Raw genomic sequence first — 15,904 nt, 5'->3', positions numbered from 1 at the left:
TGTGGGGCTTGACAAACCTCCGATTGCGGGTGCGGCTCTTCGCAGCATCTGCGCGCGCACGGCGATCCCGGCCGGGGGCTTCGGCCACCCCCGGCCGGGACGTCATGAGCGCAGCATCATCACGGAGCGCGCATCGCCTCGATCGTGCGCGAGGTGATCGACAGGCCCGCCTCGTGGCCGCCGGCGGTGTGGGTCGCGGTGACCGAGAGCGGGCGATCCGACACGATGTCGAGGACTCCGAAGAAGAGCCCTCCCACGACGGCGCCGAACTCCTTCAGGGCGACCTGGTCGTCGAAGGTCGCCTCACCGGCCTGCAGCGTGATCGCCGCGAAGGGCTTGGCGGGAACGACATCCGGCTCTCGACCGATGGCCCTGCCCTCCACCACGAGCGGTGCGAAGCGCTTCTCGATCTCGACCGGGCACGTGCCGGGGTTGTAGATCGTCACTGCGGTGGCGTATCGCCCGGGCAGGAAGGGCCCCGGGTCGCGGTCGTCGTTCTGACCCGAGACGAACTCCACCGAGTAGTGGTACCGGCAGGCGGGGACGGTGACCCGCACGCGCTTCTGGGCCACGACGACTCCGTCTGCGACGACGTCGATCGTGCCGGTGAACACCTGATCGTGCTCTCGGCAGTCCCTGACGCCCACCCACGTGACCTCGAACACGAGGACGTGCTCGACGTCGCCGGGGAGGGGACCGTAGCTGGCGGGAGTGATGGACTCGACGAACTGGGCCGTGTCTCCTGTCGGAACGAGCGAGACCGAGCCGATCGACGACACCGCCGCAGCGATGAGCGTCGCAAGGGTGGTCACGATGTCCGCCGGGTTGACCCCGGTGGTGTGCGAGCCGCCGGGCGTCGCCGCGGTGATCCGCGTCGCCTGACCGGCAGCGCCTGCGGGCACCGACGGCGCGTAATCGAACGCCGTCGCGTTGGGGTCGTCGTCGAGCGCAGTGGCGAATCCCGTCGTCGTGCTGACGGCGACGACGGCGATCTCGGCCGCCACGAGGTCGGCGGTCGCGGTCGCCTCGGTGATGTCGGCGGCCAGCCCGCTCAGCGCGGTGGGAATCGGATCGTGCCCCGGGGCGTCGCCGAACCACACCAGGATGCGGCGGGCATCCGCTCGCCACCCGATGCTCGCGTCGGTCGCGATCTGGTGCAGCGCGAACAGCTGACCCTCCGGGCCGTCGGCGCCTTCGCCTGCCACCCAGGTGGAGATCGCGGCATCCGCCACCGCGAGGTTCGTGGTCGGCGAGACCTGGTGGGCGAACGCGAACGAGTTGTGGATGCCGCCATCCACCGGGAAGTCGCGGTAGTTGCCCACGCCCCATGCGACGTCGAAGCCGGCGAGCGCGGGATTGTTGAGGATGGCGCTCGCACCGGCGGCCACGGAGGCGAGCACCGATCCCATGCTGCCGGTCGTGTCGGCCAGGAGGTAGACATCGGCCTTCGGCGGTGCGGAGGACTTCGGCACCGTGACCGTGATCTTCTCGGTGACGCGCTCACAGCGGTTCAGCCGCCAGTCGTTGGTCTTCGGGTCGATCGTCACCGGCTCCCTGCGCACCGGCGGCAGTTCGTGCCCGGGTGGGAACTCGGGGACGAACAGCCTCCCCCCGCCGAGCAGGCGCTCGAGCGCCGCGAGCGGACGGATGACGCCCGCTTCGCTGACCGTCGTGGAGACGACGGTGTTGGGCTTGGCAGGATCGACCGCGGTGACCAGGCGAGCGAGCTCACCTGTCGGCAGGCGGGTTTCGGATGCCGAGATCAGGCGCGGCTCGGCGATGCCGAGTTCTTCTGCGAGGTGCTTGACCACATCCTGAGGGACGTCGCCGAGCGGGAATTCGTGAGGCATGACAGTTCCTTGCTCTCAGGGGTGCCGAATCGCCCAGGCACCTGGGTCCCCTCCCGTGAGATGAGGTAGGCCGGACGCGCGCTGATACGTCGCAGGCGCACGGGCGTCGTCGTGCGATCCCCCTGCCGCCATCCCAGGGTCAGCACTGATGCGAGGCGGCAACGGCGCCGATGCGATCGCCGAATGCGCGCTCGTGCAGCCGGATGTCGCCCTCCTCGATGTGCGGCGGGCTGTCCGCAGCGGGCATACCGTTGGCACATGCAACCCGAGGCCGTCAGCGCGATCGCACCGCTGCTGCCGACGCCATGGCTCGTCTCGCAGCGGTGGCGCTGGGTCAGCTTCCTTCACTGGCGTGTGCCTGCCGGGACGGTGGCGCCCTTCATGCCGCGCGGTACGAGACCCGATGAATACGACGGCTCATCCTGGGTCGGGCTCATCCCGTTCCACCTGTCGGCGTTCACGGTGCGGTCGGGCCCCGCACTTCCCTATGTCGGCTCGTTCCCCGAGATCAATGTGCGCCTGTACTCGGTGGATGAGGCCGGCCGACGCGGTGTCGTGTTCCTCTCGCTCGAGTCCTCACGCCTCCTCGCGGTGCTCGGCGCTCGCATCGGACTCGGCTTGCCGTATGTCTGGGCGACCATGCGCATGCGAGTCGACACGACGATCGACTACTCGTCCCGGCGCTTCGGCCGCCGGCATCCGCAGACCAGCATCTCGGTCCGACCACTGCCCGGCGCCGTGGAGGACGATCCGCTCGCCGACTTCCTCACCGCACGCTGGGGTCTGCACACCCGGTTGGGCGGCGCGACGAGGTTCCTCCGCAACACGCACGAGGCGTGGCCGCTGCAACGCGCCGAGCTCGTGTCGCTCGACGATGGACTCGTCGCTGCAGCCGGCCTGCCGGGCATCGCGACGCGCGCCCCCGACTCGGTGCTGTTCAGCCCGGGCGTCACGACGCGGTTTGCGCGTCCGCTCCGAGCCGTGTGACCCCCTGCGCCTCAGCCCTCGAACCAGCCGCGCGGGCGGTTCGTGACGGTGGGGATCGCCCGCTCACCCTCCGGCCGAGCCCATTCCGCGGCGTTCGCGAGCACGCGACGGATGTCGGGCTGCTGGTAGATGGGGTACTTCTGGTCGCCGGGGCTGAAGTAGAAGATCCGGCCGCGGCCGCGCCGGTAGGTCAGACCGGAGCGGAACACCTCGCCGCCGCTGAAGTTGCTGACGAAGATGAGCTCCTCAGGGGCCGGCACGTCGAAGAACTCGCCGTACGTCTCGTGTGCGGGCACCACCAGCGGGTCCGGCACGCCCTCAGCGATCGGATGACCCGGAGCCACCGTCCAGAGCAGCTCACGGTCGCCGTCATCCCGCCAGCTCAGCGAGCACGTCGTGCCCATCAGCCGGATGAAGATGCGCGAGAAATGACCCGAGTGGAGCACGACCAGCCCCATGCCGGCGAGCACGCGCTCGGCGACTCGCTCGACGATCGCTTCGTCGACCGCATCGTGGGCGCCGTGGCCCCACCAGAAGAGCACATCCGTCTCAGCGAGCCGGTCCTCCGTGAGTCCGTGTTCAGGCTCTTCGAGCGTCGCCGTCGACACGGTCGCCTCGGGAAGGAGGTCCCGCAGTCCCTCGGCGATCGCGCCGTGGATGCCGCTCGGATAGAGCGCGGCGACCTCCGAGTCCTCTCGTTCGTGGACGTTCTCGTTCCAGACCGTGATGCGCAGGGCGTTGGTCACAGCACTTCTCCTTTGGCATGCAGGCGTTCGTACAGATCGAGGCTAAGGGCAGCGGTCCAGCTGAAGCGCTGCGTGCCGCGCGGTTCGCCGCTGTGCGGGTCCACATATTCGGGAAAGTCGTGATCGAGTCCCAGATCGGCCATCTGACTCGCGAGGGCGCGCGCTTCATCCGCGAAACCCCGCTCCGACAGTGCCTCGGCGATGAGCCATGCCGTGTTGAACCAGGACGGACCCCGCCAGTACCGGGCGGAGTCGAATGTCGGCGCGGTCAGATCGTGGCTGGGCACCAGCGCAATCCGGCCGAGGCCGAAGTGCTCGGACGACAGTGACCGCAGCAGTTCATCGGTATGGGGCAGGTCGGGAACGAGCAGCGGGATGAGTCCGGAGACCGTGCGGAATCGCTGGTGCTCTGCCGCGACGACGTCATTCGCCACATAGCAGCCCAGTTCGTCGTCCCACAGTGACTCGAGGGCGTCCGTGAGAGCGCGCGCGCGTCGCCGATGGCCGTCGGCATCCGCACCGGCGAGCTCGGCGATCTCGGCCATCGCCCACTCCGAACGGATCAGCAGGGCGTGCACGGCAGGGTCCTCGAGCACGAACGGGTACGACTCATCACGGTCGTCGCAGTCGTGGTCGCGATACCGCGCTGCGAGGTAGAGGTACTTTCCGTACTCCGCGTTCGAAGGACGGTGGCTCGCGTCGGCATGCTTGAGGTCGGGACGCGGGATGTCGCTGCCGAACGACGCGTCGATCGCGGCGAGGGGTGCATCCCAGAAGGGCGAGTTGTCCATCCCGCTCTCCCAGGGATGCACGATGTGCACGAGGCCGGAATCCCCCATCCTGCGCTCTTCGAGGTACCGGTGCCAGCCGAGCAGCGCCTCGTAGGACCGCGACAGGAACCGGCGGCGCTCCGAGGTCTCAGGGTCCGACTGGTGCACGAGGAGGGTGGCGAGAGCGTGATTGGGCGGTTGGATGAGCCCGGCGGTGGGGACCGCAGGGCTTCCGGGGATGCGCTGGCTCTGCCAGAACGAGGCTCCGGGCGAGTACTGCACGTCCAATCTCGGGTTGAACACGATCTGCGGCAGGCGGCCGTCGGCCCATTGGGCGCTGAAGATCGCGTCGAGCTCCTGCTGAGCGCGGGTGGGCGAGATGTGCCTGAGGCCGATCGCGATGAAGGCCGAGTCCCAGCTCCACTGGTGCGGATACAGTCCTGCGGCCGGAACCGTGTAGGTGCCGCGCCAGTTCCCGGCGAGGACCCGGGTCGCGGCCTTCAGGGCCCGGTCGCTCACAGGTACCGCCGGAGCAGCGGCGGAACGGAGGGCAGCACCTCTTCGGCGGGACCGGAGAGCCGGCTCTCCACAGCGATCGCGCCCTCGTAGCCGATGGCCTGCACGGTCGCGCCGAAGAGCGCCCAGTCGATGTGCCCGGCACCGGGCTCGAGGCGGTTCGAGTCGCTCGACTGGATGTGGCCGATGTACGGGCCGGCGGCGATCAGCGAAGCCGCCGGATCCGCCTCCTCGATGTTCATGTGGTACGTGTCGGCGGCGACGCGCACGCTGTCGAGCCCGACCAGCTGGATGAGCCGGATGGCATCCGCCAGCGAGTTGACCATGTGGTCCTCATAGCGGTTGAGGGGCTCGAGGAACAGGGCGACGCCCTCTGCTGCGGCGATCTCACCGAGCCTGCCGAGCGAGTCGACCATCACCGCGGTATCGGCCTCCGGCGTGCGGGGAGGTTCGAAGGGGGGAAGCCGGCGCGAGAACATGCCCCACGATGCCGGGGTCATCGCACCGCGACCGCCGAGGATCGCCATGACCCGCAGCTGGTCCGACAACTGGGCGACGGCATCCCGCCGCAGGTCGTCGTCGAACGCGCCGATGAAGTGGCTCATCTCGACGCACACCGTCGGCATGTTCACCCCGTTCGCCGCGGCGCGGCGCAGCTCGGGCAGGCGGGCGGCGAATGCGCCGTCGCCCTGCGCCCGCAGCTCGATGCCGTCGAAGCCCCATGACTGCGCGAGCTCCCACTTGCGCTCGAGGCTGTCGCCCCAGAGCACCTGTTCCTGCACGCAGACCGTGTTCATCGAGCCCCACCCATGGCGATGACGACCTGTAGTGCGTCTCGGGGATTGTCGTCGAGCATCCGGTACGCGTCGGCGACGCCATCGAGCTCGACGGTGCTGCTGATGAGCGAGAGCACGTCGACTCTGCCCGACGCCGCCAGGTCGATGATCGTGCTGTTGAGTCGGTAGCGATCCCAGCGGTGGCTCACGGACGGCCCCGAGCCGGAGATCTGCGAGCACACCAGCTGTACGCGGTTGTGATGGAACTCTTCGCCGAGGCGGAGGCCGACCGCATCCCCCTGCAGGAATCCCGCCGCGACCACGCGCGAGTTGTAGGCGACCGAGCGGATGGCTTCGTGCAGTGCTCGTGCGTTGCCGCTGATCTCGATCGCGACGTCGGCGCCGCGGCCACGGGTGAGCTCGCGGATGGTCTCGGCGACGGCATCCGCGGGATCGAGCGCGATCTCGGCGCCGAGACGAAGCGCGAGATCGCGACGCGCGGCGATGCCGTCCACGACGATGACGCGGCCGCCGTTGAGGCGCGCGAGCTGGGCGACGAGCTGCCCCGGAACGCCGAGTCCGAACACCGCAACCCACTCGCCGATGTGGATGTCGGCGTCGATCACGGCGTTGAGCGCGACCGCCCCGATGTGCGAGAAGATCCCGACGCGCGGGTCCGCGTCCGCGGGAAGCCTGCGGTCGGCGGCATCCACCCCGCGCAGCACCGCGGACGTGCGGTGCCCCCAGGTGCCCCAGACCCGGTCGCCGACGGCGACCGGCGACTCGGCGTCGGCCACCTCGACGACTTCACCGACCTCCTCATAGCCCAGGTTCGTGACGGGGAAGGCCGGTTCGGAAGCGCCATCAGCGAAGAGTCTCGTTTCGGAGTCCCAGTGCTTCGTGACATGCGGGCTCGTGCCCCGGTAGGCGGTCAGCTCCGTACCTGCCGAGATTCCCGAGTACAGCGTGCGAACCCGCACCTCGCCGGCGCTGAGCGCGGACTCCGGATCGTCGATGACGGAGACCGTCCGTGCTTCGGGGAATGTGACTCGCAAGCCCATCGGCCCACCCTCTCTGATCGTGTCGGTGGCAACGATAGGCCCAAATGAAGATGATCGACAAGTGTTATTCCATGAATCAGACATAAAGATCACGAGATACTTAGGCGATGGAAGCCAGTAGTCTCGGAATTAGGTCTTGTGGAAAGACATAAATGGGTGCTTCAATGACGACAGCGCTCCCGGTCCTGGGTCCGAGTCGACGATGACCAGGCAGTGCTCCGCCCGCATCGGCGGAACCTCGATCCCGCTACCGAAAAGAGAGACCCATGCGCAAAGTCCGCGCAGGCGTCGTTGTCGCCTTCACTGCCACCGCCCTGATCCTGTCCGGCTGCTCAGGCGGTGGAGGCGAGACCGACGAAAAGATCCTGATCTGGACCGTCGAGGACACCGCGGAGCGCGTCGAGGCGCAGCAGGCGATCCTCGATGCCTACTCCGAGGAGTCCGGCGCCGAGATCGAACTCGTCGCGATCGCCGAAGACCAGCTCGCCACTGTGCTCGCCTCGGCGGCAGCATCCGATCAGCTCCCCGACGCGATCGGCGCCGTCTCACTCAACGCGCTCAACCAGCTCGACACCGACGGGGTGGTCGACCCTGATGCCGCACAGGCCATCGTTGACGACCTCGGTGCCGACACCTTCTCACCGCGGGCGCTCGAACTGACGCAGAACGCGGACGGCCAGCAGATCGGCGTGCCGAGCGATGGCTGGGCGCAGCTGCTCTACTACCGCACTGATCTGTTCGACCAGGCGGGCCTCGAGGCGCCGACCACATACGACTCGATCGCCAAGGCGGCCACGACGCTGCAGTCCTCGGATGTCGCCGGGATCGTGGCGGCCACAGCGCCCGCCGACTCGTTCACCTCGCAGACCTTCGAGCACTTCGCCCTGGCCAACGACTGCCAGCTGGTCGATGATGGGGGCGAGGTCACACTCGACAGCCCGGAGTGCGTCGAGGCGATCGACTTCTACACGAACCTCATCAAGGACGGTTCGGTCTCGGGCAACCAGGATGCCGACACGACGCGGGCCACGTACTTCAGCGGCGGCGCGGCCATGATCGTCTGGTCGTCGTTCCTGCTCGACGAGCTCGCGGGGCTTCGCAACGACGCCCTGCCCACGTGCCCCGAGTGCACCGACCCGGCATTCCTCGCCGAGAACACCGGGATCGTGAGCGCGATCGAAGGACCGGACGGCACCGAGCCGGCCTCGTTCGGCGAGATCGTCTCGTGGTCGGTGATGACCGGTGCCTCCGAGGGCACACAGGAGCTCATCGAGTACATGATGGACGGCGGCTACTCCGACTGGCTCGCGATCGCCCCCGAGGGCAAGATCCCCACGCGACTCGGCACCGCCGACGAGCCTGCCAAGTTCACCGACGCCTGGAAGGGCCTGCAGGTCGGCGTCGACACCAAAGCGCTGCTGTCCGACATCTACGGCGAGGACGTGCTGGCCGGCCTGGTCGAGGCACCGAACTCGTTCAACCGGTGGGGTCTTCCGCAGGGTCAAGGAGCGCTCGCAGGCGCTGTCGGGGGACAGTTCGTGCTCCCCGGCGTGCTGTCGGAGACCATCAACTCGGGTCTGAGCGCTGAGGACGGCGCGAAGCAGGCAGCCGAGCAGGCCAACGCCATCAAGGGAGACCTGGGCCTCTAACCGAGGCGTGTGGCGCCTGGGCTCGACCCAGGCGCCACACGGGGAGAACATGATGACAACGGATACGAACCTCGCGCCGGCCGCGGCCGCCGCATCGCCCCCGCCATCCAGCAAGCCGGCGCGCACGAAGCGCCGGCTCACGCTGACCCAGAAGGATGCCCGCACCGGCCTCTGGCTGATGAGCCCGACGCTCATCATCGTGGTCGCGGTGGTGGTGATCCCGCTCATCTGGTCAGTGCTGCTGGCCTTCCAGCACGTCAAGCTCATCCAGATCGGAACGGTCAATCCGTTCGGCAATTTCACCCTCGACAACTTCAAGGTCGTCTTCTCCAACGGAGCGCTGTGGGAGAGCCTCTGGACGACGATCCAGTACACGATCGGCTCCGTCATCCTGGTCATCGTCTTCGGGCTGATCGCGGCGATCGTCGTGCGTCGTCCCTTCCGGGGCCGCACGCTCGTCCGCGCCGCATTCCTGCTGCCGTACGTTGCACCCGTCGTCGCAGTGACCTTCGTCTGGAGAGTGATGCTGAACCCCGAGTTCGGCATCGTCAACCAGTTCGGGCAGAACGTGCTCGGCTGGCCCGAGCCCATCCCGTTCCTTTCGCAGGCGACGGGGACGTGGGACCTGCTCGGACTCCAGATCCCGGTGCCGACCGCGCTGCTGACCGTCATCGCGTTCGAAGGATGGCGCTACTTCCCGTTCGCCTTCCTCTTCATCATGGCCAGGCTCGAGGCGCTCTCGACCGAGCCCGAAGAAGCGGCGCTCGTGGATGGTGCGGGCCCGTGGCAGACCTTCCGCTACATCATCTGGCCGCAGCTGATCCCGGTGATCGGAGTGCTCGCGGTGCTCCGCACGATATGGACGTTCAACGAGTTCGACGACATCTTCCTGCTCACCGGCGGCGCAGCCGGAACGCAGGTCGCCAGCGTCCGGATCTTCGATCTGCTCACGATTCAGCGCAACGTGGGCGCGGCCTCGGCGATGTCGGTCGTGTTGGCAGTGCTGCTCATCCTGATGCTCGCCTTCTATACCTTGATGATGCGTCGGAGGGGGGAGAAGATATGACCACCACAGCCTCCATCGTCGCGGCGGAGGAGAACATCCTCCACAGCCCGAAACGACGCCGTCGTGCGCCGGGTTCGGGCAGGCAGCGGGCGCTCCTCGGCACCCTGCGCTGGGTCACGATCTCGCTGTTCCTCATCGCAGTCCTCCTGCCGTTCGCCTACATGGCGATGCTGTCGGTGCGTCCGATCGAGAGCTTGCTGCGCAACCCGGACCAGTTCCTCCCGGCGTGGAACGAGCTCACCTTCGACACGTACCGAACCGTCCTTGCGCCGGTGTCGGAGGGCGGTCAGGGATTCCTGACGTTCCTCGGCAACAGCGCGATCGTCGCGATCTCGTCGGTCATCCTGGCGCTCCTGATCGCGATCCCCGGGTCGTACGCCATCGCCCGGCTGCCGTTCTTCGGCCGCCGTCAGGTCAGCGCGCTGTTCCTCGCCACCTACCTGTTCCCGGCGATCGTGATCGCCATCCCGCTGTTCGTGATCTTCACGCGCTTGGGGCTCCGAGGGTCGCTGCTGGGGCTCGTTCTGGTCTATACCGCGCAGACCGTGCCGGTCGCGATCTACATGATGCGCAACTACTTCGAGACGGTGCCGGAGTCGATCGAGGAAGCGGGGCTCATGGACGGGCTGTCGCGCATCGGCGTGCTGCGGCGGATCACCATCCGCCTCGCCACCCCATCGATCATGGCGACCGGCCTGTTCGTCTTCATGATCGCCTGGAACGAGTTCCTCTTCGCGCTGCTGTTCCTGGTCGACCGCCGGCCGCTGTGGACCGTGTCCCTGGGTCTCGCGCAGCTGTCGGGAAGCATCGAGGTGCCGACTACAGTGCTGATGGCGGGATCTGTGGTGCTGACGCTCCCGATCATCATCCTGTTCTTCCTCACCGAGCGACTGCTGACCGGCGGGCTGACCGCCGGCGCAGAGAAGGGCTGATGCGACATGGCTGCCGCATCCACGAATGCGAGTGCGGGCGAGATCCTCGAGCTCGTGAGATCCGGACGCGCACGCACCCGGCGTGAAGTGCAGGAGATCACCGGCCTCTCGCGTTCGACGCTCTCGCTCCGGATGTCGCAGCTCATCGCGGCAGGCTACGTGCGCGAGTCCGGGCAGGCGGCCGCGGCGACCGGCAGGCCGGCGCGCATCCTGAGCTTCGACGAGGCGCGGCAGCTGGTGCTGTCGGTCGACATCGGCGCGACGCACGCGAATCTGGCGCTGCTCGATGCGGGCAGCCAGGTCATCATGCAAGCCCACGCCGAGATCGACATCGCTGCACCGCCCGAGGTCACACTGCGGGCGCTGTCGAAGCGCCTGACCGAGCTGCTCGGGCGATCGGGTCGCTCGGTGGCGTCGGTCGTCGGCATCGGCGTCGGCATCCCGGCCCCGGTGCGCTTCTCGACGCAGCGACCCAACCATCCGCCCCTGATGCGCGCCTGGCACGACTTCCCGATCGCCGAGACGCTCCGCGAGCATCTCGGTGTGCCGGTCTTCGTCGACAACGATGCGAACCTGATGGCGATGGGCGAGGCTCGCGAGCGCTACCCCGACGCCCCGAGTCTGATCTTCGTGAAGGTCGGCACCGGCATCGGCGCCGGCATCATCCTGCGCGGTCAGCCCGAGCGTGGCATCGCCGGTGGCGCGGGTGACATCGGGCACATCCGCATCACCGAGGCAGGGGTCGGGCACCTCTGCACGTGCGGTGCCGTCGGCTGCCTGGCGACCGAGGCGAGCGGCGGCGCGATCGCGCGGATGCTCCGCGAGGAGGGTCACGACGTGCGGTCTGCGAGTGACGTGAACCGCCTCGTCAATGACGGCGATGTGCGTGCCGTCGAACTGACCCAGCGCGCCGGCCGACTGATCGGCGATGTGCTCGCGACCTCTGTCGCCCTGCTGAATCCCTCGGTCGTGGTGATCGGCGGCATAATGGCCGACCCCGGAGACGTGCTGGTCGAGAGCGTGCGCGACCGCATCTACGAGCGCACGATTCCGCTCGCGACGCGCGAGCTGTTCGTGGCGGCGAGTTCGCTCGGCGCAGATGCGGCCATCCAGGGAGCCAGGCACATGGTGATCGATCAGACGTTCTCGGCCAAGGCGGTCGATGATCGACTGCAGCTCGCGAGCTGACGGATGCTGCACGACCCCCTGGTTCCGGTGGATCTCGCGATCGCCGAGCTCCGGCAACGGCGCGAGTCCGGATACGACGTCTCGAACCTCGCCGACCTTGCGGACGCGCTGCGCCCTGACGACGCGGCTGCGGCCGATCTCATCCTCGCCGACGCCCTCGCCGCGCCGAGACTCGCCTCCTGGTCGTACGACGAGCCTGAAGACCTCGACGACGTCCTGCCGTCGTCGACGCCGGAGGCTGTTCCTTCTCTTCCGGATGCGGATCGCTTCCTCGGCGCCTGGCTGGGCAGGATCGCGGGCTGCAACCTCGGCAAGCCGGTCGAGGAAGGCGTGGTGTGGACGAGCGACCGCATCCGTCAGTATCTCGAGCTCGCCGGCAGCTATCCGCTGCGGGACTACATCCCGGCCCTCTCGCCGATGCCGGCGGGATTCGAGCTGAGGGACAACTGGCCTGACACCACCCGCGGCAACGTGGACGGCTCGGCTCGCGATGACGACATCGACTACGCCATCCTGGGCATCCTGCTGCTCGAGCAGCACGGTGAACAGATCACGACCGCCGACGTGGCGCAGGGGTGGCTCGCGTACCTCCCCTATGCACGGGTCTACACGGCCGAACGCGCGACCTACGTGAATCTGCTGCACGGCGTGCCCGCCGACCTCGCCGCCGAGCGACGCAATCCGTATCGCGAATGGATCGGCGCCCTCATCCGGGGAGACGCGTTCGGGTGGACGCACCCGGGGCGTCCGATCGCGGCGGCGCGGCTTGCCTATCGCGATGCGCGCCTGTCGCATCGTGCGAACGGCGTGTACGGCGAGTTGTGGAGTGCGGCGCTCGCGGCGTGCGCACTGGTGGAGAGCAGTGTCGAGGCGGTCCTCGATCGTTCCATGGTGGTCGTGCCGCCCGGATCGAGGCTGGCCGAGGCCATCGGTCGCGTGCGTCAGCTGCATCGCTCAGGTGCCACGTGGGATGAGGCGCTCGCCGCGATCCAGCGTGACTGCGCGCAGTACGACTGGGTGCACACCGTGAACAACGCGGCGCTGATCACCGCGGGGCTGCTGTGGTCGGACGGCGACTTCGCGGCCGGAATCGGCAACACGGTGCAAGGCGGATGGGACACCGACTCGAACGGCGCCACGGTCGGGTCGGTGCTGGGTGGACTGCTCGGCGCGGCGGCGCTCCCCGCGCAGTTCGTCGACCCGCTCCACGATCGCACCCGGTCAGCGGTCTTCGGGTTCGACCATTCGCGGATCAGCGATCTCGCGGCTCGCACTCGAGTGCTCGCCGCGGCGTTCGCCGGATCATGATGTTCGGAGTCATGGCGTTCACTACGGTCGGCCAGGCGGCTGGGCCGGCGGGGTGCGTCAAGGCGGACGATCCGACCCCATGCGATACTGCCTCGGTGTCGGACATCGAGATGGCCCGGATCCCCACCGGGACGGTCACGCTGCACGATGCCAGACGCAGGGTGCGCCGGAGCGTCGAGCTCGAGGCGTTCGAGATCGGTGTGTTCGCCGTGACACAGGAGCAGCTGTCGGAGCTCATCGGCGAGACGGCGGAGCACCCGCGGCGTCCCGCGACCGATGTGAGCTGGCAGCGGGCGATCCGCTTCTGCAACGCCGCCTCGGAGTGGGAAGGACTCGACCCTGCCTACACGTTCGACGGAGAGGACGTGACCTGGCATGTCGACGCGGATGGGTACCGACTGCCCACCGAGGCAGAGTGGGAGTATGCGTGCCGCGCCGGCTCCACAGGTCCGCACTACGGCCCGCTCCCCGAAGTCGCGTGGACGAGTGCTGACGGCGTCACGGCGCCCCAGAACGTCGGCGGCAAGCATCCCAATGTCAACGGCCTGTTCGACACGCTCGGAAACGTGTGGGAGTGGTGCTGGGATCTGCTGGATCCGGCGCGCTACGACGCCTACCGCGTGTTCCGAGGCGGCGGCTTCGCCGACGACGCCTGGAGCGTCCGTGCCTCGACGCGGCGAGGTGGGGCGCCGCGCATGCATCACGACGATGTGGGGTTCCGCGTCGCGCGCGGCGGGTTCGATTCCACGGATGCCGCACAGGGCTGGTCGGCGCACGCTGACCGCGAGCGTGCCGCGCTCGGCGGCCCGCTGCCGTCGGGCTGGACGCCGCTGCGCTGAGCTTCGCGGCGCGAGCCGCCGCTGCAGCCCCGCGATCGCTGCCGTTTCCGACATCCGCGTTGTCAATCGATGGCGCGGATGCCGGAAACGGGCGCGCCGGCGTGAAGAGCACGTCGCGAACGATCGCGGATGCCGGAGACGGGCGCGACCGTGCGACGATCGCGCCCGGACGATCAGAGGGTCGCGGCGAACGGGTCGAAGTCGGCGGTCAGCGAGCCGATCTCGTCGATCGTGCTCGTCACCTGCGCGAACTGCCGCGACTCGACGGACTCCTCGATCGAGAGCAGCGTATCGAGCACGTGGTAGCCGAAGCGTCCAGTGGCGACGTGCGGCCGGTCGGCTCGGATCGAGCGCGCCATGTCGAGCAGTCCGAGACCGCGGCCGACGAGCACGCCCTCCTGCGGCACCTCCACGATCTCCTGGATGACCGGGGCGGGCGGGATGACGACCTCGGCGAGTGGGCGGGTGATGCGGATGTCGCCGCCGAACGTGTTCGGATCCGGGATCACGAGGGTGCCCTCGGTGCCGGTGATCTCGACCACGCCGTGACGGAAGAGGGGCGAGTCCGTGCTGTACAGACTCTGCGCCTGCGCGCCCTGCTCGAACTGCAGCAGCACCGACACCGTCGAGGGGATCTCGATCGGGAACTCGTCGCCCGCCTGGGGTCCGACCTGCACGCGCCGCGTCTCGCTGCCTTTCAGGCCGAGCGCAGCGACAGCGGCGACCGGCCCGAAGAAGTGGATCAGCGCCGACACGTAGTAGGGCCCCATGTCGAGCAGTGGTCCGCCCCCGCGCGCGTACAGGAACGCGGGGTTCGGGTGGAAGATCTCGGGGCCCTGCCACTGGAACGAGGTCTGCGCGAACAGCGGTCGACCGATGTCGCCGCGTGAGATCGCCCGCTTCGCGGTCTGGATGCCGGGGCCGAGCACCGTGTCGGGAGCAACGCCGACGCGCAGGCCCGCGGCATCCGCCTTCTCGAGCAGGCCGAGCGAGGACTCGCGGTCGACACCGATGGGCTTCTCGCTCCAGACGTGCTTGCCCGCCGCGATGATCGACTCCGAGACCTCGACGTGCACCGCCGGGATCGTGAGGTTGACGACGATCTCGATGTCGGGGTTGCCCAGCACTGCATCGACGCCCCCCGCGGTCGGCACGCCGTACTTGGCGGCCTGCTCGCGTGCACGGTCCTCGAGCAGGTCGCCGATCGCGAGCACCCGCACGTCGGGGAACTTCGTGAGGTTGGTCAGGTACTGGTCGCTGATGTTGCCGGCACCGATGATGCCGACGCCGACCGGAGCGCCCGCCATCAGTGGGCCGCCCGCTCGTCGAGGAAGAGGCGGCTGGCTTCGATGGCCTCGAAGATGTCGCCGTCGAAGAAGTCGAACTCGACCACCGCGAATTCGAGAGCGGATGCCGCATCCATCGCCTCGGCGAGCGGCACAGAGCCCTGGCCCGCGGGCACCTGATCGGCGGGCGGGTAGGCGGTGATGGCCTCGGGGTCGAGGGTGCCGTCCTTCACGTGCACGGCGACCACGCGGTCGGCGAGAGAGCGGAGCAGCGTGGGGGAGTCGACGCCGGCTCGCGCGGCCCAGTACAGGTCGACCTCGAGCACGACGCGATAGTCCAACAGACTCGCCAGCAGCTCCAGCCCTGTGATGTCGTCGAAGCGGGCCTCGAGCTCGTGCGCGTGGTTGTGGTAGCCCACGCGGATGCCGTGCGCGGCCCCGATCTCGGCGGCTGCGTTCAGGAGCTTGGCGGTCTGCTCGATCTGCTCGACGGTCGTCCATCGGTCGGGAGCCGTGTACGGGTCGATGACCGTGCCCATGCCGAGCGTCTGGGCGGCGGCGAAGACCATTTCGGGCGAGGGCACGGCCACGGTCGAGCCGCTGCCGTCCGGATTGACGAACGACTCCGACGCCAGGAACGCGTGACCGGTCGGCGCTGTCAGTCCATGCGCGGTGAGCGAGGCGGCGAGGGGCTCGGCGCGACGCACGAAGTCGTAGGGTTCGACAGCGGTGAAGCCGCGCGCGGCGATCGCGGCGAGTGTGCCGTCGAGGTCGGCCTCGAGCGCGTGGTTGACGGTGAACAGCTGGACAGAGGTGAGAACCGGCATCCGGGCTCCTTCGATGTCGTCGATGACGTGGGTGGCGGGCGGGCCGCTCGAGCCAAAGTACCATAAACCTCCATGTGGAGGTTTTGCGGAATATGATGGTGTC

General features: G+C 68.4%; 14 protein-coding genes. 7 read left to right on the top strand and 7 right to left on the bottom strand.

All coding sequences use genetic code 11. The features are described 5' to 3' along the window. Positions 1 to 119 precede the first annotated feature (119 nt). Positions 120 to 1,850 carry a hypothetical protein gene (locus ABD188_RS00915; RefSeq protein ID WP_344057631.1) on the bottom strand — a complete coding sequence of 577 codons (1,731 nt, stop codon included), beginning with the start codon at positions 1,848 to 1,850 and terminating at the stop codon, positions 120 to 122. Positions 1,851 to 2,108: 258 nt separating this feature from the next. On the opposite strand from ABD188_RS00915, the gene ABD188_RS00910 reads away from it, so the two are divergent. Next, entirely contained in the window at positions 2,109 to 2,837 is a 729-nt protein-coding gene (locus ABD188_RS00910; RefSeq protein ID WP_344057629.1) for a YqjF family protein, read from the top strand. Positions 2,838 to 2,848: 11 nt separating this feature from the next. Here ABD188_RS00910 and ABD188_RS00905 read toward each other — a convergent pair whose 3' ends face one another. Genes ABD188_RS00905 through ABD188_RS00890 form a run of 4 tightly spaced genes read right to left on the bottom strand, consistent with a single transcriptional unit; the run spans position 2,849 to position 6,706 of the window. After that, positions 2,849 to 3,583 carry a ThuA domain-containing protein gene (locus tag ABD188_RS00905; protein WP_344057626.1) on the bottom strand — a complete coding sequence of 245 codons (735 nt, stop codon included), beginning with the start codon at positions 3,581 to 3,583 and terminating at the stop codon, positions 2,849 to 2,851. Further along, positions 3,580 to 4,872: an MGH1-like glycoside hydrolase domain-containing protein gene (locus tag ABD188_RS00900; RefSeq protein ID WP_344057624.1), complete on the bottom strand. Its 1,293-nt coding sequence runs from the start codon at positions 4,870 to 4,872 to the stop codon at positions 3,580 to 3,582. Before ABD188_RS00900 ends, ABD188_RS00905 begins: the two co-directional genes overlap by 4 nt. Then, positions 4,869 to 5,666, bottom strand: a complete 798-nt coding sequence (locus tag ABD188_RS00895; protein WP_344057622.1) for a sugar phosphate isomerase/epimerase family protein — start codon at positions 5,664 to 5,666, stop codon at positions 4,869 to 4,871. The genes ABD188_RS00900 and ABD188_RS00895 overlap by 4 nt, the downstream gene beginning before the upstream one ends. Further along, positions 5,663 to 6,706 (bottom strand): zinc-dependent alcohol dehydrogenase, encoded by a 1,044-nt coding sequence (locus ABD188_RS00890; RefSeq protein ID WP_344057619.1) that lies wholly within the window; start codon positions 6,704 to 6,706, stop codon positions 5,663 to 5,665. Before ABD188_RS00890 ends, ABD188_RS00895 begins: the two co-directional genes overlap by 4 nt. 266 nt (positions 6,707 to 6,972) lie before the next feature. On the opposite strand from ABD188_RS00890, the gene ABD188_RS00885 reads away from it, so the two are divergent. From ABD188_RS00885 to ABD188_RS00860, 6 genes are all read left to right on the top strand, one after another. Next, positions 6,973 to 8,355, top strand: a complete 1,383-nt coding sequence (locus tag ABD188_RS00885) for an ABC transporter substrate-binding protein (protein WP_344057617.1) — start codon at positions 6,973 to 6,975, stop codon at positions 8,353 to 8,355. A gap of 49 nt (positions 8,356 to 8,404) precedes the next feature. Continuing rightward, positions 8,405 to 9,421 carry a carbohydrate ABC transporter permease gene (locus ABD188_RS00880; protein WP_344057615.1) on the top strand — a complete coding sequence of 339 codons (1,017 nt, stop codon included), beginning with the start codon at positions 8,405 to 8,407 and terminating at the stop codon, positions 9,419 to 9,421. After that, on the top strand, positions 9,418 to 10,353 hold the full coding sequence (locus ABD188_RS00875; protein WP_344057613.1) for a carbohydrate ABC transporter permease: 936 nt from the start codon (positions 9,418 to 9,420) through the stop codon (positions 10,351 to 10,353). The genes ABD188_RS00880 and ABD188_RS00875 overlap by 4 nt, the downstream gene beginning before the upstream one ends. 6 nt (positions 10,354 to 10,359) lie before the next feature. After that, a complete protein-coding gene (locus tag ABD188_RS00870; RefSeq protein ID WP_344057611.1) occupies positions 10,360 to 11,541 on the top strand; it encodes an ROK family transcriptional regulator in 1,182 nt (393 codons plus the stop codon). A 3-nt stretch (positions 11,542 to 11,544) separates the two neighbouring features. Continuing rightward, positions 11,545 to 12,849 carry an ADP-ribosylglycohydrolase family protein gene (locus tag ABD188_RS00865; RefSeq protein WP_344057609.1) on the top strand — a complete coding sequence of 435 codons (1,305 nt, stop codon included), beginning with the start codon at positions 11,545 to 11,547 and terminating at the stop codon, positions 12,847 to 12,849. Between the two features lie 95 nt (positions 12,850 to 12,944). Then, on the top strand, positions 12,945 to 13,688 hold the full coding sequence (locus ABD188_RS00860; protein WP_344057607.1) for a formylglycine-generating enzyme family protein: 744 nt from the start codon (positions 12,945 to 12,947) through the stop codon (positions 13,686 to 13,688). 173 nt (positions 13,689 to 13,861) lie between these two features. Here ABD188_RS00860 and ABD188_RS00855 read toward each other — a convergent pair whose 3' ends face one another. Then, on the bottom strand, positions 13,862 to 14,995 hold the full coding sequence (locus tag ABD188_RS00855; RefSeq protein ID WP_344057605.1) for a Gfo/Idh/MocA family protein: 1,134 nt from the start codon (positions 14,993 to 14,995) through the stop codon (positions 13,862 to 13,864). After that, positions 14,995 to 15,801 carry a sugar phosphate isomerase/epimerase family protein gene (locus tag ABD188_RS00850; protein ID WP_344057603.1) on the bottom strand — a complete coding sequence of 269 codons (807 nt, stop codon included), beginning with the start codon at positions 15,799 to 15,801 and terminating at the stop codon, positions 14,995 to 14,997. Before ABD188_RS00850 ends, ABD188_RS00855 begins: the two co-directional genes overlap by 1 nt. Positions 15,802 to 15,904: the final 103 nt, after the last annotated feature.

The organism is Microbacterium pumilum, assembly GCF_039530225.1.
Classification (GTDB): Bacteria; Actinomycetota; Actinomycetes; order Actinomycetales; family Microbacteriaceae; genus Microbacterium; species Microbacterium pumilum.
This window is presented reverse-complemented; position numbering and strand designations above follow the sequence as displayed.